The sequence below is a fragment of the Photorhabdus viridis genome, from assembly GCF_040256935.1.
Classification (GTDB): Bacteria; Pseudomonadota; Gammaproteobacteria; order Enterobacterales; family Enterobacteriaceae; genus Photorhabdus; species Photorhabdus viridis.
In genome coordinates this window covers 21,624-42,726 of the sequence record NZ_JBEJZY010000014.1, presented here as the reverse complement: position 1 = coordinate 42,726, position 21,103 = coordinate 21,624, and the positions used below count along the sequence as shown (strand labels likewise).

Here is a 21,103-nt window from a genome sequence, read left to right as displayed (position 1 = left end):
TTTCGTTTAAAAATAGCGATATCACAATCCCGTAAATTCAAGCAATACGGCGCTATAATTTGATAGCGAAGAAATTATTTCAGCTTGGCAAAGCAACGAGCGGCTGTATCCACAGTACGCTGAATATCTTCATCCGTGTGAGCGATAGACATAAAACCCGCTTCAAATGCGGAAGGCGCCAAATAAACACCCTCGTCAAGCATAAGATGGAAGAAATGTTTGAAACGCTCAATATCGCAATTCATCACATCCTGATAGCAACTGACTGTTTCCGCATCAGTAAAGAAAATACCAAACATTCCGCCGACATGGTTAACCACCAGCGGAATGTCGGCTGCTTTTGCTGCTTTCATCAGGCCAGCAGCCAGATTATCAGTAAGTTCAGTCAGGCGTTGGTGTACGCCGGGTTGAGAGACTTCTTTTAGGCAGGCAAGACCCGCAGCCATGGCGATTGGATTGCCGGATAAGGTTCCCGCCTGATAAACCGGGCCGGTTGGCGCTAATTTTTCCATCACTTCATAGCGTCCGCCGAAAGCACCAACGGGCATACCACCACCAATGATTTTGCCAAGACAAGTCAGGTCAGGTTCGACATCGTAATAAGATTGCGCACCGGATAAGGCGACGCGGAAGCCTGTCATCACTTCATCGATAATCAGCAAAGCGCCGAATTCATCACACAGTGCGCGCAGGCCGGGTAGAAATTCTGGCAGTGGCGGCACACAGTTCATATTACCGGCAACGGGTTCGACAATAATACAGGCTATCTCTTCAGGATATTGTTCGAATGCTTTCCGCACTGAGTTCAAATCGTTATAGGTACAAGATAGTGTATGTTTGACGAAATCAACCGGAACCCCCGGAGAGTTTGGTTGGCCGATAGTTAGTGCGCCAGAACCGGCTTTTACCAACAGACAATCTGCGTGACCATGATAACAACCTTCGAATTTGATGATCTTATCACGGTTGGTATATCCACGAGCCAGACGGATAGCACTCATGGTCGCCTCTGTGCCTGAGTTAACCATGCGCACCATATCCATTGATGGCACCAGTTCAGTCACCAACTGCGCCATTTCCACTTCGGCGGCAGTGGGTGCGCCGAAACTCAATCCTTGCTCTGCGGCTTTGATGACGGCGTTACGGATAGCGCTGTGGTTATGTCCCAGCACCATTGGTCCCCAGGAGCCGACGTAATCAATATAGGCTTTGCCATCAACATCATAGAGATGAGCGCCGTCAGCGTGTTTGATAAACAGAGGCGTACCGCCAACGCCGTTAAATGCACGTACCGGGGAGTTAACACCGCCGGGAATAAGCTGTTTGGCCTGAGAATAGAGGATTTCGGATTGGCTCATTAAAGGCTCCTGAATGTATCTTTGAGTGGGTTTATCGCTTGTCTCACTGATTATAATGGTCTTAGAACGATAATTCCGGGTTTATTCTTTACATAATCAAGGAATGGAGAATCGACCACTTTTTTATTGGCTGCAAGTGAAGACGCATTTCTAAACATTGGGCCATTATCTGTCATAATAAAAATCCCTGTATGCGTGACATCCAGCCCGGCAAGATGTGTATATATTCCTATATAATCCCCCGTCTTTAAGTTTTTAATCGCGGAATCATTCACCTTATTACCTGGAATATATTTAATATCTCGGTTGATAACACTAAGTCCGGGGATATATTCGCCACCATCAGCTTTTCTATTCAGACTTTTTGTGATTTTTATATAAGAAGAACTTATTTCATTCGTCACATCTTTGGCATTTAATTTTTCTCTGGTTGACCAGTCCGTGAAGAAATGTTTTCTTTGTAAAAAACTGATTTTTCCATCGATATACCTTGTCTGGATGAGATGCTTGATAAAATCCTGTTGGTCGTTTGATTTCCTTAGCGATTCTACGTAATCAAGAAAAGTAAAACAGTCCAGACCGCTAAAATCTATAACTAATTTTTCAGGTTCAGTTGGGGAGCCGACCAGTTTATTTGCGACATAAGGCGTATCCAGGAATTGATAAGAGATATTTTTTATCATTTCACCAGGATTGTCTTTATTTCCCGGTTTTACCTGGTTTTCTATGATGTCATCAATTTTCTTCGAGGTATAACTATCCATATCGACTTGCTTGCTGTGAGCTACGCAGCCTGCAAGTGTGACGGCTAGCATAAGTGATAATATTTTTTGCATAAGAACTCCGTATAGTGACGTTAATAAATATTCAATAAAGTAACTAATAATCATGATAAATCAATAAATTTTCCTTTTTATATTAAAAAATGCTCAGACAGCTTGTGAGCTGCTCATGAGTTGCTGAAATGACAAAACTTGAACGAACTAACCAGGTATTAGATAATTCGAATTATTAATAAATCGGCAAATTTCTGTTGTTTTGTAAATGTCTTTGTCGGGTTCCGGTCTGGAGTAAAAAATGATGAGCGATGATATAGCATTACCTTTGCAGTTTACTGATGCTGCCGCCAGTAAAGTGAAAATCTTAGTTTCGGATGAAGAAAATCCGAACCTGCGTTTACGGGTTTATATCACAGGGGGGGGGTGCAGTGGTTTCCAGTATGGTTTTACCTTTGATGATCAGATCAATGAAGGCGATATGACCATTGAGAAGCAGGGTGTCGAATTGGTTGTTGATCCGATGAGTCTGCAATATTTGGTTGGCGGTTGTGTTGATTATACCGAAGGTCTGGAAGGTTCACGCTTTATCGTCACCAACCCTAATGCTAAGACAACCTGCGGTTGTGGTTCTTCTTTCAGTATCTGATTATTTCCCGCAATGGGTCTGTGAACGATATGACCCATTTTCGGGATAGGCTTCCAATCCCATTAAACTATTTTGCTTTATCCGGAGCCTTTATTGTTCAATTGCCGGCATAGCTGTTCAGCCGCCAGCACGATACGGGGCCCTGCGCGATGAAACCAATCTTCATGCAATGTAATCACTTTGGCCCTCAATTGAGGATGCCAGAAATTTTCAATTAATCTGGCTTGTTCCGGCCCACCACTGATCACAATCGTCTCAGGTTTCCGAGTGAGTACTTGCTCACGGCTTACCTGCGGCCAGGGAACGGGGCTGTCAGAGAAAATATTTCTGCCACCACAGATTGAAAGCACTTCACTTTGCAGTGTCTGTCCTGAGGCAGTAAACAGAGACTGAGTGCCGAATTGTAAAAAAACGGGTTTGGGTGTGGTTGAGGCATATTTTTGTTTCATAGCGGCAAACCGTTGACGAAGTTCAGTTGCGGATTTTTGTGCCTGCTCAGGATGGGGACTGTATTCGGCCAGTCGTTCCAAATCCTGAGCTATTTGTTCGGTGGTTTTGGGATCGGAATAAAAGATTTTAATACCAAAAGAGGCGAGTTGTTCCAATGGGCGTTGGGGATTACCACCACGCCATGCCAGAATTATATCGGGTTTCAGTGTGATAATACGTTCCAGATTAATGCCTTGCCAGTTAGCCACTTGCTCAAGTTTACTGGCTTGGGGTGGATAATCAGAATAAGCGCTGGCTGCGATCAGATTATCGCCTAACCCGGCAGCATAGGCTAATTCTGTGGTTGATGGGGATAAGCTGATGACCCGTAAAGGCGTGGCATACAAATAATGGCTGAAACCACTGAGAAACAATAAAAGCGATAACCAAACTGAACCTGCGCTTTTTATCCATCTCATGAAAGTCTGCCTTTTAATATATAAATATCACGAATGTTTCAGGCGGAGCAGACACGCCCTTGATATCTTCTAAAAGTATTAATCAGGGCGTGATTCTGTCAATAAAATACTATTTATTGTGACTCAGTGTTGCCAGCATTGCGTTGACCATTAATGTGGATTGGCGGGCTGCCACAGAAAGAAATTCATCAAAACTGAGATGAGATTCCTTATCTGCCACGTCAGAGATTGCACGTACCACAACAAACGGTGTGTTGTATTGGTGGCAGACGTGCCCTATCGCTGCCGCTTCCATTTCTACCGCTGTAACCTGTGGGAAAGTCGCCCGGATTCGCGCCAGTGGTTCCGCACCGTTAATAAATGCATCACCGCTGCAAATCAGCCCACGTATTGCATTCAAATCCAGTGAACGAATACATTTTTCTGCCAGTGCGATCAGATGGTTATCCGCCAGGAACGCAGGGGGGCATTGCGCCATTTGACCAGGCTCATAGCCAAAAGCAGTGACATCAGAATCATGATAGCGAACTTCGTTGGATACCACGATATCACCGATTTGCAATTTCGGATCAAGGCCACCTGCGGAGCCTGTGTTGATAATCACATCAGGTTGACAATATTCAAGCAGTAAAGTCGTACCAATTGCAGCAGAAACTTTACCAATACCAGATTTTAACAGTGCGATCTCCACGCCGTTCAGCTTACCGGTATAGATTTCGCAGCCACCCCGTGACAGTGTCTGGCGATCTTCAATTTGATCGCGCAGTAAAGTCACTTCTTGCTCCATAGCACCTATCACGCCTACTTTCATTGTGTCATACTCGCTGTTGATTAATTAATCATATAAAATCATTCAGTTCCTGAGTTTAACATTTAATGCAGAACAATCAGATAATCTGTGATGTAAAACAGCGCTATCTCACAATTCGGGGGATAAATGTCCGGGATAGACTTTAGTCAAAAGCTTAATTATCAACGCCAATACAGCCATTATGATGTTGATCCTAATGATGAAGAGCAAGTTATTCGCCAGTTTGAAAGTGATCGCGGGCGGATTATGAATTCAGCGGCCATTCGTCGTTTACAGCAGAAAACACAGGTTTTTCCTCTGGAAAATAATGCCGCTGTCCGCAGTCGCCTGACTCATTCATTGGAAGTGCAACAGATTGGGCGCTATATTTCGAAAACGATTATCAATGAACTGAAAACGCGTAATTTGTTGGTTCAATACCGGCTGGATAAACGGCTGTTGTCATTTGAGAGTTTGATTGAAATGGCTTGTTTAATGCATGATATTGGTAATCCACCTTTTGGTCATTTTGGTGAAGCGGCAATTAAAGACTGGTTTACCAGAAAGCTCGATCTTAATTTTGCCCTAGAAAATATTGAGCGAAAAGATCAATGTGAAATACCTGCATTGCGTTTGTGCGGGGATGTGAAAAAAACTCTTTTCCGTCGCCAGTTACGTAAAGATTTATGTCAGTTTGAAGGGAATGCTCAGGCTATCCGTATGGTACACAGCTTGTTAAAACTCAATCTGACTTATGCTCAGATTGGCTGCATTCTAAAATATACCTGTCCTGCTTTTCGTCTTGAAAAGGAGCCGGATCAATTTAATTACCTGATGAAAAAACCGGGCTTTTATTGGTCGGAAGAGAACTTTGTCCGCGAATTGCGCCGCGAGCTTAAAATGGGGGAATTCTGTCGTTTCCCACTGACTTATATTATGGAAGCTGCAGATGATATCTCTTATTGCATTGCTGATCTGGATGATGCTGTTGAAAAAGATATTTTTGGCGTAGATGCCTTGATGGAATATTTGGAACAGGAGTGGGAAGAGAACGGCGGCCATCGGTCTGGCGATCTGTTCGACGTTACGATCAGAAAAGCTTATAAAAGAACGAGTGGCAACGAATTACGTCGAAGTCAGCAGGATCAATTTTTTATGTATTTGCGGGTTTTTATTACCGGCAGGCTGGTACCTTACACTGCCCGTCGTTTTATTGATCATCTGCCTGCTGTTTTTGAGGGTTCATTTAATCAAGCATTACTTGAAGATAAAAGCGAGGAGCATCGGCTGCTTAAAACGCTGAAGAACATTGCCTGTAAAAGAGTGTTTAATCATCCGGAAATTGAAGAGTTGGAATTAAAAGGGTATAAAATTATCAATGGGTTATTGGATTTTTATTGGCCGTTATTGAAGATGTCCCGCCAGAGTTTTATGGAATTAAACCAGAACAATTTCCATAAAGATTATTTTATTGAAACCCGGTTACTGCACAAACTTTCCACCAAGCATCGCTTGGCTTATAACGAAGCGGTAGAAGGAATGATCGCCACTGATGAATCTGAAAAAGACCTGATGGAATTCTACTACCGCGCCCGTCTTATTCAGGATTACATCAGTGGCATGACAGATAATTATGCTTACGAAGAGTATCGTAAATTTATTGTGTGTAACTGATATTTTGGTCGTTACTCAATAGCTTTTGGGCAGCGGCAAGTACATTGTCAATTTCATCTGTCAGCTCCAGCAATTCAGGTTCTATATCGGTTAATGGAATGTTTTTTTGTAATTGTTGTTCAATTAATTGGCAGAGTGCCTTAAGTTGTGGCACGCCGCTGTAACAACAACTACCGTGCAACTTATGGATTTGCTGCTGATAATCGTCAACAATATCCCCGGATAAAACTTTTTCTGTGATTGCTTTTATATCCGGCAGAGAATCCACCAGCATTTTTATCATCTCCATAGCTAGCTGTTCTTTTTCTTCTGTTTGTTGCAGCGCTAACCGCCAATTGACATGTTGTGATTCCACTGTTTTAGTGTGACGGTTTAGCGCAGTTCTCAAACCATCTTCGTCCAGAGGCTTGGTCAGAAAATCTTCAAATGGCGATTTATCTGCATCGCCCTTTGGCCGGCAAGTATGGGCTGTGACGGCGATAATCGGGGTATTACGGTGTTGTGGTAGCTGGTGGATGCGTTCAGCGGTACAGATGCCATCCATACCCGGCATATGGATATCCATTAGAATGACATCAAAATGGTGAGATTTTGCCGATTGTAAAGCGTCTTCTCCATTACTGCATGTCACTGTTTTTTCTACGACGTCTTTCAGTAACGAGCCGATTAATTTGAGATTGGCTGAATTATCATCAACGGCCATGACCGTCATGGGTAAACGCGGGGATTGGATAATCTTTTTTTGTGGTACAACAGAGCCGGTTAGAATGAAATCATCTTTTCCCAGCCATAAATCGAAACGAAAAACGGAACCTTTTTTCGGCTCGCTGGTAAAACTGATATTGCCGCCCATTTCGCGGATCAGTTTCCGAGTAATCACCAGACCAAGGCCGGTACCACCATAACGGCGGGAAATACTGGCATCGGCCTGATGAAAAGCTTGAAACAGATGGGGTTGCTGTTCAGGGTTAATACCGATGCCGGTATCTCTGACCGTGATCTCTAAATTGATTTTATGGGATTGCTGTTGTATCAGATTGATTTTTATCTCAACAAAACCTTGTTCAGTGAATTTAATGGCGTTACCGATGATATTGGTGAGTATTTGCTGGAGACGCGTAGGGTCGCCTATAACCAGATTCGGTATTTGAGAATCAACGCTGTGCGTTAGTTGAATGCCTTTATTGTTGGCGCTGGGCGTCAATAAAACCATGACCTCATCAATCGTATCCTGTAGAAGAAATGGAATATTTTCCAGTATCAGCTTATCCGCTTCAAGCCGGGAAAAGTCCAATATATCATTGATAATATTCAGCAGATGATTGGCAGAACGTTCAATAATATGCAGATATTCAGCTTGCTGTACTGTCAGAGCGGTTTTCAGTGTTTGACGAGTAAAACCAATAACGCCATTAAGCGGTGTGCGTAATTCATGGGACATATTTGCTAGAAACTCTGTTTTTATTCTGGCGGCTTCCTGAGCGCGTTTTTTCGCTATTGCCAGCTCAACGTTCTGAATTTCGAACTGCTCCATCGTTTCACGCAGATCTGAAGTTGCCTGATCAATATCGTTCTGCATCTCTTCTTTGTAGCTGGAAAGCGATTTTGCCATGGCATTAATGCCATTTTTCAGCGTATCCAATTCACCAAAATATTTCCCGTTGACACGGCTGTTTAGCTGTCCCTGGCGAATGCTATCAACTGTACTGACTATATCGCTGATAGGTTTTGTGATTTTGCGCACCAAATGGTAGGCAAACAGTGATGCCCAACCAAGGCAAATCAGTAATAGTAATATAAAGATAACTATCTCTTTATATTGCTGTAAGTGAGCTGACCGTAAATCGAGATCAATAGCAATATAACCAATAGGATGTAGGGATGGGGCATCAGCGTTCCGCTGATTCTGGGATAAATGGCTTTCTGAAATAATTGGCATACGTAAAATAATACTGTTTTTGCCCTCCATTTTGGTCAGGACTGTTGGAAGTGGCATACTTGATGCAATCTGTAGTTGAGCTGGATTGTATTTATAATTTGATATATCAAATAGCTGATTATCGTCATTAAAAATGGCAATCGCCCGGACTATCTCAGAATTTCTGCGATGAAGCCGGGTTATCAATGAGTTGACGCGTTCACGGTTATGCAGGTTTATCCCGATTTCACTGGCAATCGAAAGGGGCTCGATAATACTGATCCCAGATCGAACGATTTGGTTTTTCAGTTCACGATAGTGATAACAGAGAAACGATATACTGAAAAACATGCCAACCAGTAAAATCGGCACCAGGATCAGGCTCATCATGCGAATGCGTAAGCTATATTTGGTCATAGGCGTCCATTATGGGAAAATAAGAACTTAATAATTCATAGTCCGTAAGAATCATGGTGCAATTTTATTCCCCCAATCGCCGAACAGTAAACCGGCATATCATCACAGTCACTGCTGATAATCTGGATGCCCAAGGACAGGGCGTAGCTCGTTATCAGGGTAAAACCATTTTTGTCGCCGGATTATTGCCCGGTGAACAGGCACAGGTACAACTAACGGAAGAGAAACGCCAGTTTGCCAAAGCAAAGTTGGTTAAGCGTTTATCTGACAGTCCATATCGTGTAAATCCCCGCTGCCCGCATTTTGGAATATGTGGCGGTTGTCAGCAACAACATGTTGCATCTGATTTACAGCGTGAGAGTAAAGCTAGTGTTTTGGAACATCTTATCCGGCGGGAAACCAGCATAACTGTCTCTGCCAGACCGGTGATTCTCAGCCCTGAATATGGTTACCGGCGCCGGGCAAGGCTTGGTTTACATTATCAGATAAAACAACGTCAATTGGTGATGGGGTTTCGTCAGAATCAATCCAATGAATTGGTTGCGATAAAAACATGCCCTGTTTTACAACCTGAATTGGAACGGTTATTGCGGCCGCTATCTCAGTGTCTGAATGATCTGAAAGCGGTTAAACGGTTGGGACATGTGGAATTGGTGCTGGCAGATAACGGACCATTGATTATATTGCGCCACCTTGACCCCCTGAAAGGGGAAGATAAAGAAAAGTTATGCACGTTTGCTGTGCAACACAATGTGGCTGTCTATCTGGCGGCAGATGAAACTTCAATTGAAGCACTGAATGAACAGCCGGAACCTTGGTATCAGGTAGGCGGCCTGAAATTAATTTTCAGTCCGAGAGATTTTATTCAGGTTAACGATGAAGTAAATCAACAAATGGTTGCTCAGGCGATGGAGTGGCTTGATTTACAACCGAATGACCGAGTGCTCGATCTGTTCTGCGGTATGGGAAATTTTACTTTACCTATTGGCCGGATAGTGCAGGCGGTGGTAGGAGTGGAAGGGGTTGCCACGCTGGTAGCGAATGGGCAATATAATGCCAGATTAAATAATTTGGATAACATATCTTTCTTCCATGAAAACCTGGAAGCGGATATACATCGTCAACCCTGGGCAAAATTGGGGTTTAACAAGGTCTTATTAGATCCGGCGCGTGCTGGTGCGGCAGGAGTCATGTCACACATCGTCGAGCTGGCCCCTGAAAAAGTGGTCTACGTCTCTTGCAATCCAACAACATTGGCGCGGGATAGTAAGATTCTGCTTGAGGCTGGCTATCATATTATCAGTGTGCGGATGCTGGATATGTTTCCGCATACAGGTCATCTGGAATCAATGGCGCTATTTAGCCGCCAAATCGTGGTTGGGTAGAAGCTGTGAAATAGTCAGGAGAGATTATGGTTGCGGTAAGAAGTGCTCATTTAACCCCTGCGGGAGAGTTTGCAGTAAATAAGTGGATCGCCAGTTTAAATATAGCAAATCTTCAATTGGGTGAGAAATTAGCCGAAACCTGGCGTTATTGTCACGAAAAAGCGCAAAGTCATCCTGATTCAGAACTTCTGTTATGGCGTGGCGTAGAAATGGTTGAGATCCTTTCCACGCTGAGTATGGATAATGACAGTATGCGCGCTGCGCTGCTGTTTCCGCTGGTTGACGCCAAATTGCTCGACAGTGAAACCGTCACAGAAGCGTTTGGCGGCGCGATCATTAATCTGGTGAAGGGCGTCATGGATATGGATGCTATTCGTCAGTTAAAAGCCACGCATAATGATTCGACCTGTTCCGTGCAGGTTGATAATGTCCGCCGGATGCTGCTGGCAATGGTAGAAGATTTTCGCTGTGTTGTTATCAAGCTGGCGGAACGTATTGCCCATCTGCGGATAGTGAAAGAGGCGACTGAAGATGAGCGAGTACTGGTTGCTAAAGAGTGTTCCAATATTTATGCGCCACTCGCTAACCGTTTGGGGATTGGTCAACTCAAATGGGAACTTGAGGATTACTGTTTCCGTTATCTCCATCCTGATGAATATAAAAAAATTGCTCACTTGCTGCATGAACGCCGGATTGATCGTGAACAATATATTGATCACTTTGTCAGCACATTGCGTAAATATATGCTCAAAGAGAGCGTAGCAACTGAAATATACGGACGACCTAAACATATCTACAGCATTTGGCGCAAAATGCAGAAAAAATCACTGGCATTTGATGAATTGTTTGATGTCCGGGCTGTGCGGATTGTGGTTGAACGCTTGCAGGATTGTTATGCGGCGCTGGGGATAGTACATACTCACTATCGTCATTTGCCCGATGAATTTGATGATTATGTTGCTAACCCGAAGCCTAATGGTTACCAATCCATTCATACCGTAGTCCTTGGGCCGGGTGGTAAAACACTGGAAATTCAGATCCGCACCCGTCAGATGCACGAAGATGCGGAGTTAGGAATAGCTGCACATTGGAAATATAAAGAGGGTGCGACAGCGGTTGGTCGAGCGGGGTATGAAGGACGTATTGCATGGTTGCGTAAACTGATTGCATGGCAGGAAGAGATGGCCGATTCCGGCGAAATGTTGGATGAGGTTCGCAGCCAGGTGTTTGATGATCGAGTATATGTATTTACGCCGAAAGGCGATGTTATTGATCTGCCTGCCGGCTCTACGCCACTGGATTTTGCCTACCATATTCACAGCGATGTAGGACATCGTTGTATTGGGGCTAAAATCAGCGGTCGAATTGTGCCATTTAGCTATCAATTGCAGATGGGCGATCAGATTGACATCATCACGCAGAAACAGCCGAACCCAAGCCGTGACTGGCTGAATCCAAACCTGGGGTATGTCACTACCAGCCGTGGCCGGGCGAAAATTCATAACTGGTTCCGTAAACAGGATCGGGATAAGAACATCATTGCGGGCCGTCAAATGTTGGATAACGAACTGGCCCACTTAGATATCAGCCTGAAAGAAGCGGAAAAGCTGCTCATTGCGCGTTATAACGTTCATACCCTTGATGAAGTTCTGGCGGGAGTGGGGGTTGGTGACATCCGCATCAACCAGTTGACCAATTTTCTGCAAAGCAAACTTAATAAAACCACGGCGGCAGATGCAGATCGGGAAGCGCTTCGCAATCTGGAGAACAAATCGCATCCGCAGCGTAGTACTGCTAAAGATAACGGGCGGATTGTGGTAGAAGGTGTGGGTAACCTGATGCATCACATTGCCCGTTGCTGCCAGCCAATTCCGGGGGATGAGATTGTCGGCTTTATCACCCGTGGCCGGGGAATTTCCATCCACTGGGCTGATTGTGAACAACTGGCGGATTTGCAGGCAAGTGCGCCTGAAAGGGTGGTGGATGCGGTTTGGGGAGAAAGTTATTCCAGTGGTTACTCACTGATTGTGCGTGTGATAGCGAATGATCGTAGTGGACTACTGCGTGATATCACCACGATCCTGGCGAATGAAAAAGTGAACGTGCTTGGGGTGAGCAGTCGCAGTGATGTAAAGCAGCAGATTGCCACCATTGACATGAATATTGAGATTTATAACCTGAAAGTGTTGGGACGGATATTGGCGAAAACCAATCAATTACCGGATGTCATTGAAGCCAAACGTCTTCATGGCAACTGATCGCAGGAACATTGGGATAAAAGATGAAATCACCCGCTATAGAACGGTTACTGGGGATTATGGCGCAGTTGCGCCATCCTCAACAGGGATGTCCCTGGGATAAAGAACAGACATTCAAAACGATCGCACCTTATACATTAGAAGAGACTTACGAAGTCATTGATGCCATTGAACGTGGCGATTTTTCTGATCTGAAAGAAGAACTGGGCGATCTATTATTTCAGGTGGTGTTCTATGCTGAAATGGGCAAAGAGCAGCAGTTATTTGATTTTGATGACATTTGCAATGCCATTAGCGACAAGTTGGAGCGTCGCCATCCGCATATTTTCGGTCAGCAGCTGAATATCAGTAGTGAAGTGGCTATCAGTGGCTGGGAAAAACGCAAGGCGCAGGAAAGAGCACAAAAAGATCTTCATTCGCTCCTTGACGACATTCCGGCAAGCCTGCCGGCGTTAATGAAAGCTTATAAAATGCAGAAGCGTTGTGCTGCCGTTGGTTTTGACTGGGATACTTTGGGGCCTGTGTTAGACAAAGTTTATGAAGAGATCGACGAAGTGATGGATGAGGCTCATCAGGCAGTTGTTGATGAGCAGCATTTGGAAGAAGAGATTGGTGACTTGCTATTTACTGTTGTGAATTTGTCGCGCCATTTGGGGTACAAACCTGAAATGGCATTGCAAAAAGCATGTAATAAGTTTGAGCGTCGTTTTAAAGGCGTGGAAAAACTGATATTGAGTAAAGGCCAGACGTTAGAAGCGGCGACATTGGCAGAAATGGAACAAATGTGGCAACAGGTTAAGAAACAATAAATTGAAGGAATAGCCTGAAGCTGAAATTTTTAGTTTTTTGAGGGGAAAATTTATGTTGAATAAATTTTCCTTAGTTTTGTCTAAGAGGGAATTAAGTGTTTCTGGATTGGCTATCCTATTATTTCGTGATGAATGTCTTGCTCATTTTTCCAATGATAAATTTTTTTAAAAAATAATCTTCCCAAGAATAGAGAGTAATATTGGAATATCATTCTCACCATTACTTAATAATTTTAAATGCACAGAAGCGGTTTACTCAATGCTTATGGATATCAATATATTTATACATCAAAAGGAAAATCAATGTCGATTGCATTTAAGGAAAAACCAATGTATTGTGTTTATTAACTATTTGTATTTACATTCTAGGACGAGATTTCCAAAAGATTCGCAAAGGACGTTGTTTAGATTTTGGTTTTAGAGGGGTATATGAATTTAATAATCGCTGATGCATTAGAGTATAAAGGAAGGATAAAGAAATTTGCTTCCGGGAATAAAAATGTCATTATATTTCTCTGTTTTTTATTACTCCCGGCAAAAGCCAGTGGTTTAATTGAAATCTTAATTTTTTTGTCTTCGAATATTGTTACGCCAGGGAGTTACATTAAATCATTTTATTTTTCTTCGATATCGCTAATAATTTATGTGTTATTTTATTTGATTAACATAAGGTTTTTCCCTACGGCAAGAAAAAGTTCATTTATTGTTTCTTTGGTAGATAAAAAAACATTGTTTCTTGGTAGTGTCGTTTTTTTTATTTACAGTGCTTTCCCGATGATTATTTTCTTTTCCTTAGGTTTTTTCTCTGTAAATGTTAATTATTTGTATTATTTCTCATCTATGCTGTTTTTGATTATTTCTTTTGCTGTAATTGGATTTTGCTTATCTGAGTTAAACTTCTTATGTTTTGTTTTTGTTGTTGCATTCTTTATTTTATCTTCATCATTCAGAAGTGGAATATTATATAATTTTGTTTTCACGTTAGCTATTTTATTGATGGCATTTAGATTATATTTAAACCTTCCATCAGGTTACACAATTAATCAAAACAAGAAGTTATTTTCATCAGGATTTTTTTCATTACCTTATATTATAAATCTCCGATATTATTTTCGTAAAAATAAAATATCGTCACTTATTATGTTATTATTCGTTATAATATTATATATATTATGTGAAAGTGCTTTTTCTCAAATTCCAGCCAAGGCTGATTATATATTATTAGTATACTTCAGTGTTGTCATATATATATGCATGTTATTGTTCTATGGTTTTTCATATATTGAAATGAACTATCTTTCATATTTATCTAATTTTTTGTCTATGCGGAAAATTTTGTTTTATAATTATTGTATTTCTTTGTTTTTATTTTCTTTTTTAACTTTTGCTTTTTGTTCTCTGGTTGTTAAATCATTTCCTGTTATTATGTTTATATCTTATGTTTTTCTTTCAGTTATTTTGTCATTTATTTCTCTATTAAGAACACAGTATACGAAAATTATTATTCTTTGTATTATTTTCTTTTTTACATATTTTTTCGGGGTTATTTATGCTTGAAGTTATTGAATTGGAAGTTATTATTAATGATAAGACTGTTTTTTCAGGAGTTAATTGTAATTTTTATGTCGGATTAAACCGTATAGCGGGAATTAATGGTTCAGGAAAAACGACTTTTCTTTCAAGTATTGCTGGTGTAAATAAGGTTAAAAAAGGAATGGTTAACTTTATAAAAAATGAGGAAAAATATCGATTTAGTTTACAAAGGCATGGTTTTTACATCTCGGATAATATTGATTTTTATAACTTTATTACTGGAATGGATGTGATAAAGCTAGGTAAACGTTATAGGAAAAGTAATTTAAAACACCCATTAGAATACTATTTAAATGGTTTTGGCATATCTAAATATTCTGGTATTGAATATGGAAAAATGTCACTTGGGACAAAAAAGAAATTTTTATTGACATCGGCTTTTATTACGGAAGCAGATGTTTATATTTTTGATGAACCAACAAATGGCCTTGACTCAGATTCTATAACATTTTTAATAGCATTGATGACTGCTCTCGCAGAAGAGAAAATTGTTATTTTTAGTTCACATGATGACAGCTTTTTACAGGGATTAAACTTCACTACCTATGAAATAAAGGATAATAAAATAGTGCGTCATGGGGAATAAAATAGACCGCTAGTTTTTCTCCAATATTTAATAATGGCTAGATTCACATAATAAATGCAACATCATAACGTTAAAAGTAACCCGATTCGTTTGTTGTTAAATCGTTTATTTGCGGATTTTGTTATTTAGGTTTTTCATGGTTGATGATTTAATCCGTTTATGAAAAGATCATCCTTGGTTGAAAACATGATTAAAACTGGCTTCTTTTGGAAAATAGATTATCTGATTAACCTATTTATATTTTTATTTATCCTTTTTTCTATGAGATATAAGTATTAATAAAGCCAATTTTTTCTCATTTTTCGCTGTCATGAATGGTACTAACTTTCCGTTTACTGAATTCATAAATGTGAAATTCTCAGCATTAAAGCCAATATTTGTTGTTACTTTTCCATTTTTAACTTCTGAACTGATAATCATACCGGCATCGTATTCCTTCCCATTGTATTTAATGCCCGCTTTAACGGTATAGATAGCAGAACCTTCCTCTCATGTTTCACTTATAAAAAAAGCCACACTGAAGCGCAGCCTTGAATTTAATATTTAAAACGAAATTTAATTAATACAATATTTTTTATAGAAATTTCGAATTTCTAAAGTTACATGCGGAGACGTATCAAACCCAGAAAGAATCCTATTAAAAACATAATATACATGTACAATCATACGGTATATCCGGTTTTAAAGAACTAATATTTACAGCCAGAAAACATGCCTTAGTTTTTTTAGGGTAAAAAACTGGATCACAGCAGATAATATATAGGTGATCTGTATACCCGGATGGGATAAGTAAACTTCCTTTCCTTAAAATCCCATCCGACATCACCGTAACCCTTGAAGAAAACAGTCCAATTGTTGCCTTTCTATTAACTCTCGCGCCAATTTCTCAGCAACTTCAGGTGATTTACCTACAGCAATAAAAACAGAGCTCGGTGAAATAGGATAAGAACTACCGTCCGGATCCTGCCACTCAGTACAATGTTTATGGGTATACTCCACAATATCAAAGCGGCTCATGTGGCCGAACTGTCTCCAAATGACATCCAGAACCCCTAATTCAGCCTCAGAAAGAGATTCAAAATCATCCCTTGTTACATTTTTCCGTCTGAGTGAAATTTCATAATTCTTTTCACTTTTGATCCACGCCCCCCAGCCAAATTCATCACTGGCGTAATCTCCGGTGATTAAATTCAAGGTTTGCGATAAAACCGGTCCCTTAGGCATAGATACCATTCGATCACCAGTGATAGGGTAACCATAGTTATTCATAGACACCCTGTCTGCCAGATAAAGCAACTTCATAAGTTTCAGATATGCCATGCGTTCGCCGCGCTTATGCAGCAGGTAGGCAGCCATTTGAGCTACTTTTTCTTCGCAAAACATAGAAATCTCCAAGACTTTTTCGAAATACCAAATTGGTAATTTACACATAAAGTGTACCCATAAACGCGCAACCTTGGCAAGGTTAATTCTAATAAAGTCAATGAGTTAAAGACTATATGGCTGATATGTAAAGAATTAAAGATTTAAAAATTCTTTAATCTTTAGGCAATAAAATCGTTTGACATTAAGAAGAGCCAATCACGATTGGCTTCATGAAAAATGAAGTTTGTATACGTATTCATGTCTGCATTGAAAATGCTGTGAGGGGGAAAAAATACCTTTATTGCGTGCAGATTATTTGTAGCGCATTTAAGGTTCGGGTATACTGTTTTCCCGTCCTAGTTATATCCATCATCTTTAAACCTAAACTTTCAGGTTCAGCATGAAAACTAATTATATTTTTGTGACCGGCGGGGTCGTATCCTCTCTGGGTAAAGGCATTGCCGCAGCCTCTTTGGCCGCTATACTTGAAGCCCGTGGACTCAATGTCACTATTATGAAACTGGATCCGTACATCAACGTCGATCCGGGGACGATGAGCCCAATCCAGCATGGGGAAGTTTTCGTTACTGAAGACGGCGCTGAAACTGATCTCGATTTAGGTCACTATGAGCGTTTCATCCGCACTAAAATGACGCGTCGTAATAACTTCACTACCGGTCGGGTTTATTCCGAAGTTTTGCGTAAAGAGCGTCGTGGTGATTATCTGGGAGCGACTGTTCAGGTTATTCCTCACATTACCAATGAAATCAAAGATCGCATCATCAGCGGTGGTGAAGGTCATGATGTAGTGTTGGTGGAAGTCGGTGGTACTGTCGGTGATATCGAATCATTGCCATTCCTTGAAGCGATTCGTCAAATGGCGGTAGAAGTTGGCCGTGAGCACACATTATATCTGCACCTGACTCTTGTTCCTTACTTGGCAGCAGCTGGGGAAGTAAAAACTAAGCCAACTCAGCATTCAGTAAAAGAGCTGCTTTCTATCGGTATTCAGCCGGATATTCTGATTTGTCGTTCAGATCGCGTCATTCCTGCTAATGAGCGGGCAAAAATTGCCCTTTTCTGTAATGTGCCGGAGAAAGCGGTTATCTCCCTGAAAGACGTTGATTCCATTTATAAAATTCCAGGGCTATTGAAATCTCAGGGTTTAGATGATTATATTTGTAAACGATTCAGCCTTGATTGCCCGGAAGCGAATTTATCCGAATGGGAACAGGTCATTTACGAAGAGGCGAATCCTGCCGGTGAAGTCACTATCGGCATGGTGGGTAAGTATATTGAACTGCCTGATGCATACAAATCTGTGATTGAAGCGTTGAAGCACGGTGGATTGAAAAATCGTCTGACGGTTAATATCAAGCTGATTGATTCCCAGGATATTGAAACCCGTGGTGTTGAATTATTGAAGGGATTGGATGCGATTCTGGTTCCTGGTGGTTTCGGTGGCCGTGGTGTGGAAGGAAAAATCATGACCGCCCGCTATGCCCGTGAAAATAAAATCCCTTATCTGGGGATCTGTCTCGGTATGCAGGTGGCATTGATTGAGTTCTCACGCCATGTTGCAGGCTTGGAAAAAGCCAGCTCAACAGAATTCGAACCTAATTGCCGGTTCCCGGTTGTCGGCCTGATCACTGAATGGCGTGATGAGGACGGTAATTTAGAAGTGCGTAGCGAAGAGAGTGATCTCGGTGGAACGATGCGTGTGGGTGGTCAGCCATGCCACTTGACAAAAGACAGTCTGGTACGCACCTTGTATGGGGCAGATACCATTGTTGAGCGCCATAGGCATCGTTATGAAGTTAATAATTTGCTGTTGAAACGTATTGAAGATGCTGGTCTGCGGGTAGCAGGTCGTTCAGTCGACAATAAATTAGTGGAAATTATTGAGATTCCGGACCACCCTTGGTTCGTGGCTTGTCAGTTCCACCCAGAATTTACTTCCACTCCTCGTGATGGTCATCCGCTGTTTGCCGGTTTTGTCAAAGCAGCCGGTAAATACCAGAAAGGCCAGCTCAAATAAGATGTGCAGTAAGTGGCGGGATGGGTGTTCCGTCGCTTACCTGAAATGTAACTTGTACTGAGGAAAACCTAATGTCCAAAATCGTTAAAGTGATCGGTCGTGAAATCATTGACTCCCGTGGTAACCCAACTGTAGAAGCCGAAGTGCATCTGGAAGGGGGTTTTGTTGGTTTAGCGGCTGCGCCATCTGGCGCATCTACTGGCTCCCGTGAAGCGTTGGAACTGCGTGACGGCGATAAATCCCGTTTTATGGGTAAAGGTGTATTAAAAGCTGTTGATGCAGTAAATGGACCCATTGCCCAGGCAGTTATCGGTCAGGATGCTAAAGATCAGGCTAACATCGACAGAATCATGATCACCCAGGATGGTACTGAAAACAAATCTAAATTCGGTGCTAACGCGATTCTGGCGGTTTCTTTGGCTAACGCTAAAGCAGCGGCAGCGGCGAAAGGTATGCCATTGTACGAGCACATTGCTGAACTGAATGGCACGCCAGGTAAATTCTCTATGCCGTTGCCGATGATGAACATCATCAATGGTGGTGAACACGCGGATAACAACGTTGATATCCAGGAATTTATGATTCAGCCGATTGGCGCCAAAACACTGAAAGAAGCGGTTCGTATCGGTTCTGAAGTGTTCCACAACTTGGCTAAGGTTCTGAAAGCGAAAGGGATGAGCACTGCCGTTGGTGATGAAGGTGGTTATGCGCCTAACTTAGAATCCAACGCTGCTGCGCTGGCTGCGATCAAAGAAGCGGTAGAACAGGCAGGCTATGTTCTGGGCAGAGATGTTACTTTGGCGATGGATTGTGCCGCTTCTGAGTTTTACAACTCAGAAACAGGTCACTATGAACTGAAAGGTGAAGGTAAGACTTTCACTTCTCAGGAATTTACTCATTACCTGGAAGATTTGACCAGAAAATACCCAATCGTATCTATCGAAGATGGTTTGAATGAATCTGACTGGGACGGTTTTGCTTACCAGACTAAAGTGTTGGGTGAGAAAATTCAGTTGGTTGGTGATGATCTGTTCGTTACCAATACTAAAATCCTGAAAGAAGGTATTGAAAAAGGCATCGCTAACTCCATTCTGATTAAATTCAACCAGATCGGTTCTCTAACTGAAACTCTGGCAGCGATCAAAATGGCAAAAGACGCCGGTTATACCGCGGTAATCTCTCATCGTTCCGGTGAAACTGAAGATGCGACCATTGCTGATCTGGCAGTAGGTACAGCAGCAGGTCAGATCAAAACCGGTTCTATGAGCCGTTCTGATCGCGTTGCTAAATATAACCAACTGATCCGTATTGAAGAAGCTTTAGGTAACCGTGCTCCTTTCTATGGTTTGAAAGAAGTAAAAGGCCAAGCTTAATCGGTCGTTAAGGCTAGGAATGGCTTTAAATAGGAGGGGTAAAACCCTCCTCATAGATTGTTGATAATTATTCATAAGGGTAATAACCAGATAACTTCTATAACTGTCAACTTTTGGGTTTTCCTGAGGCAGTCAGTGCGACATGTTTTCACATGTAAAGTTTTAGCCACTGGTGCAGGATGGCTTAATAGAACGGGGAACGTCGTTATCTGCTGTTTCGAGAGAAGCGGGGCCTGCATCATCTAATCCATGAGCATTCAACCGATAATTAAAGTATGTCGAAGATCGGGGTTCGGAATGAGAAAGTTTGATATATGCAGTGATGAGAGTCCAAATGCTTTACTTGTTAAGGTACAAAAATCGATTACAGAGGCGTATAGGCGCTTCTACGTGCCGGGTTCTGCTAGACAGAACCCGACGACAGAGATGCTGTGCATTGTTATGCCAGAGGTACATAGGGATTAGGGTTAAATCGGGTAGGAGCATAGTTATCATACCCCTTACCCCTACAATATTCTTTTAACTGGCTTAATGAGTTTATCCCTATTTTTTGGTAAATAAATTGTAACCTACTTTGTACTGTTCTATAGGTAATACCTAGTTTTTTAGCTATATCTTTAGCGCTTAGTGATTGCAGCGCAAAAAATACTATATCGAATTCTCTATCTGTAAAAATCTCAGTTGGGTTACCAAATGATAATGATTCAGGAGGTTTATTAATTTCCATATGATACATTGAATAAACTTCTAGCTTTCTAGCTCTGCCTACTACGCCAATCGACTCTCCATCTTTTATCAAAGGCGTGACATTCGCCATAAATGGTTGAATAATTTTATCCCTACCACCATACATAAATGTAATCAAAGTAGGAATGACTTTTTTTTCCTCCATTACCCTGCGGTCATTAGATTGAATGATATCAGCAACCTCAGACCAATAAACCGGACATTCACTATCCAGTTTACCTTCAACATTAAACCCTTTGGGTAGTCCGCTATGATGAAGCCCATAATCATTCATATAGATAAATCTCGACTCTTTATCTTTTATATACCAAAATTCATTACAGTTCTCCATGTACGATATGAAGGCATCAAAGCTTTTTGATCGAACATTCAAATCTGTGTTTACAGAGAAACTCATAGTTTTATCTTTCATAATTTCACCTATCATGATTAAACAGTAAAACTATAAAAATTCGATGT

The 21,103-nt window shown here is 41.6% G+C and carries 17 protein-coding genes and 1 pseudogene; 9 read left to right on the top strand and 9 right to left on the bottom strand.

The annotated features are described in order from the left end of the window. Nucleotides 1-74 precede the first annotated feature (74 nt). Together hemL and ABR397_RS07700 are read right to left on the bottom strand one after the other, a co-directional pair. Nucleotides 75-1,358 (bottom strand): glutamate-1-semialdehyde 2,1-aminomutase, encoded by a 1,284-nt coding sequence (hemL, locus tag ABR397_RS07705; RefSeq protein ID WP_350305215.1) that lies wholly within the window; start codon nt 1,356-1,358, stop codon nt 75-77. 50 nt (nt 1,359-1,408) lie between these two features. Further along, nucleotides 1,409-2,194, bottom strand: a complete 786-nt coding sequence (locus ABR397_RS07700) for a DUF1460 domain-containing protein (RefSeq protein WP_350305214.1) — start codon at nt 2,192-2,194, stop codon at nt 1,409-1,411. A 244-nt stretch (nt 2,195-2,438) separates the two neighbouring features. Here ABR397_RS07700 and erpA point away from each other — a divergent pair, with 244 nt between their 5' ends. Continuing rightward, complete coding sequence (gene erpA / locus ABR397_RS07695) at nt 2,439-2,783, top strand: iron-sulfur cluster insertion protein ErpA (RefSeq protein WP_031280637.1); 345 nt, start codon at nt 2,439-2,441, stop codon at nt 2,781-2,783. 77 nt (nt 2,784-2,860) lie between these two features. Here erpA and btuF read toward each other — a convergent pair whose 3' ends face one another. Together btuF and mtnN are read right to left on the bottom strand one after the other, a co-directional pair. Further along, entirely contained in the window at nt 2,861-3,691 is an 831-nt protein-coding gene (btuF, locus tag ABR397_RS07690) for a vitamin B12 ABC transporter substrate-binding protein BtuF (protein ID WP_350305213.1), read from the bottom strand. Nucleotides 3,692-3,800: 109 nt separating this feature from the next. Beyond that, entirely contained in the window at nt 3,801-4,502 is a 702-nt protein-coding gene (gene mtnN, locus ABR397_RS07685) for a 5'-methylthioadenosine/S-adenosylhomocysteine nucleosidase (protein ID WP_350305212.1), read from the bottom strand. 126 nt (nt 4,503-4,628) lie between these two features. Between mtnN and dgt the strand changes: the two genes are divergently transcribed. Next, a complete protein-coding gene (gene dgt / locus ABR397_RS07680; RefSeq protein ID WP_350305211.1) occupies nt 4,629-6,155 on the top strand; it encodes a dGTPase in 1,527 nt (508 codons plus the stop codon). On the opposite strand, the gene ABR397_RS07675 is transcribed toward dgt, so the two are convergent. Next, nucleotides 6,139-8,490, bottom strand: coding sequence for an ATP-binding protein (locus tag ABR397_RS07675; protein ID WP_350305210.1), 2,352 nt, complete (start codon nt 8,488-8,490; stop codon nt 6,139-6,141). The two genes, dgt and ABR397_RS07675, sit on opposite strands and share 17 nt — an antisense overlap. 53 nt (nt 8,491-8,543) lie before the next feature. Between ABR397_RS07675 and rlmD the strand changes: the two genes are divergently transcribed. The 5 genes from rlmD to ABR397_RS07650 all read left to right on the top strand — a co-directional run bounded on the left by rlmD (nt 8,544) and on the right by ABR397_RS07650 (nt 15,121). Further along, the gene (rlmD, locus tag ABR397_RS07670; protein WP_350305209.1) at nt 8,544-9,875 is read left to right on the top strand and encodes a 23S rRNA (uracil(1939)-C(5))-methyltransferase RlmD; all 1,332 of its coding nucleotides are present in this window, start codon (nt 8,544-8,546) and stop codon (nt 9,873-9,875) included. A 26-nt stretch (nt 9,876-9,901) separates the two neighbouring features. Continuing rightward, entirely contained in the window at nt 9,902-12,133 is a 2,232-nt protein-coding gene (relA, locus tag ABR397_RS07665) for a GTP diphosphokinase (protein WP_350305208.1), read from the top strand. 23 nt (nt 12,134-12,156) lie between these two features. After that, entirely contained in the window at nt 12,157-12,942 is a 786-nt protein-coding gene (gene mazG / locus ABR397_RS07660) for a nucleoside triphosphate pyrophosphohydrolase (RefSeq protein WP_350305207.1), read from the top strand. Nucleotides 12,943-13,114: 172 nt separating this feature from the next. Continuing rightward, nucleotides 13,115-13,363 (top strand): TauD/TfdA family dioxygenase, encoded by a 249-nt coding sequence (locus ABR397_RS07655; RefSeq protein ID WP_350305267.1) that lies wholly within the window; start codon nt 13,115-13,117, stop codon nt 13,361-13,363. 1,128 nt (nt 13,364-14,491) lie between these two features. Beyond that, nucleotides 14,492-15,121, top strand: a complete 630-nt coding sequence (locus ABR397_RS07650) for an ATP-binding cassette domain-containing protein (RefSeq protein WP_350305206.1) — start codon at nt 14,492-14,494, stop codon at nt 15,119-15,121. 243 nt (nt 15,122-15,364) lie between these two features. Here ABR397_RS07650 and ABR397_RS07645 read toward each other — a convergent pair whose 3' ends face one another. Then, a complete protein-coding gene (locus tag ABR397_RS07645; RefSeq protein WP_407072869.1) occupies nt 15,365-15,574 on the bottom strand; it encodes a phage tail tip fiber protein in 210 nt (69 codons plus the stop codon). Between the two features lie 369 nt (nt 15,575-15,943). Then, nucleotides 15,944-16,504 (bottom strand): Panacea domain-containing protein, encoded by a 561-nt coding sequence (locus tag ABR397_RS07640; RefSeq protein ID WP_350305205.1) that lies wholly within the window; start codon nt 16,502-16,504, stop codon nt 15,944-15,946. Nucleotides 16,505-16,886: 382 nt separating this feature from the next. Here ABR397_RS07640 and pyrG point away from each other — a divergent pair, with 382 nt between their 5' ends. Continuing rightward, on the top strand, nt 16,887-18,524 hold the full coding sequence (gene pyrG / locus ABR397_RS07635; protein ID WP_350305204.1) for a glutamine hydrolyzing CTP synthase: 1,638 nt from the start codon (nt 16,887-16,889) through the stop codon (nt 18,522-18,524). A 71-nt stretch (nt 18,525-18,595) separates the two neighbouring features. Continuing rightward, nucleotides 18,596-19,897: a phosphopyruvate hydratase gene (eno, locus tag ABR397_RS07630; RefSeq protein ID WP_350305203.1), complete on the top strand. Its 1,302-nt coding sequence runs from the start codon at nt 18,596-18,598 to the stop codon at nt 19,895-19,897. Nucleotides 19,898-20,107: 210 nt separating this feature from the next. On the opposite strand, the pseudogene ABR397_RS25005 reads toward eno, so the two are convergent. Continuing rightward, a pseudogene (locus tag ABR397_RS25005) lies at nt 20,108-20,250 on the bottom strand (aminotransferase); the annotation flags it as partial. Nucleotides 20,251-20,336: 86 nt separating this feature from the next. Then, nucleotides 20,337-21,056 carry a helix-turn-helix transcriptional regulator gene (locus tag ABR397_RS07625; RefSeq protein WP_350305202.1) on the bottom strand — a complete coding sequence of 240 codons (720 nt, stop codon included), beginning with the start codon at nt 21,054-21,056 and terminating at the stop codon, nt 20,337-20,339. Between the last annotated feature and the right edge of the window lie 47 nt (nt 21,057-21,103).

Bases quoted from the DNA above. Each gene is read 5' to 3' on its own strand.
- hemL (WP_350305215.1), bottom strand. From the start codon at position 1,358: ATGAGCCAATCCGAAATCCTCTATTCTCAGGCCAAACAGCTTATTCCC.
- ABR397_RS07700 (WP_350305214.1), bottom strand. From the start codon at position 2,194: ATGCAAAAAATATTATCACTTATGCTAGCCGTCACACTTGCAGGCTGC.
- erpA (WP_031280637.1), top strand. From the start codon at position 2,439: ATGAGCGATGATATAGCATTACCTTTGCAGTTTACTGATGCTGCCGCC.
- btuF (WP_350305213.1), bottom strand. From the start codon at position 3,691: ATGAGATGGATAAAAAGCGCAGGTTCAGTTTGGTTATCGCTTTTATTG.
- mtnN (WP_350305212.1), bottom strand. From the start codon at position 4,502: ATGAAAGTAGGCGTGATAGGTGCTATGGAGCAAGAAGTGACTTTACTG.
- dgt (WP_350305211.1), top strand. From the start codon at position 4,629: ATGTCCGGGATAGACTTTAGTCAAAAGCTTAATTATCAACGCCAATAC.
- ABR397_RS07675 (WP_350305210.1), bottom strand. From the start codon at position 8,490: ATGACCAAATATAGCTTACGCATTCGCATGATGAGCCTGATCCTGGTG.
- rlmD (WP_350305209.1), top strand. From the start codon at position 8,544: ATGGTGCAATTTTATTCCCCCAATCGCCGAACAGTAAACCGGCATATC.
- relA (WP_350305208.1), top strand. From the start codon at position 9,902: ATGGTTGCGGTAAGAAGTGCTCATTTAACCCCTGCGGGAGAGTTTGCA.
- mazG (WP_350305207.1), top strand. From the start codon at position 12,157: ATGAAATCACCCGCTATAGAACGGTTACTGGGGATTATGGCGCAGTTG.
- ABR397_RS07650 (WP_350305206.1), top strand. From the start codon at position 14,492: ATGCTTGAAGTTATTGAATTGGAAGTTATTATTAATGATAAGACTGTT.
- ABR397_RS07640 (WP_350305205.1), bottom strand. From the start codon at position 16,504: ATGTTTTGCGAAGAAAAAGTAGCTCAAATGGCTGCCTACCTGCTGCAT.
- pyrG (WP_350305204.1), top strand. From the start codon at position 16,887: ATGAAAACTAATTATATTTTTGTGACCGGCGGGGTCGTATCCTCTCTG.
- eno (WP_350305203.1), top strand. From the start codon at position 18,596: ATGTCCAAAATCGTTAAAGTGATCGGTCGTGAAATCATTGACTCCCGT.
- ABR397_RS07625 (WP_350305202.1), bottom strand. From the start codon at position 21,056: ATGAAAGATAAAACTATGAGTTTCTCTGTAAACACAGATTTGAATGTT.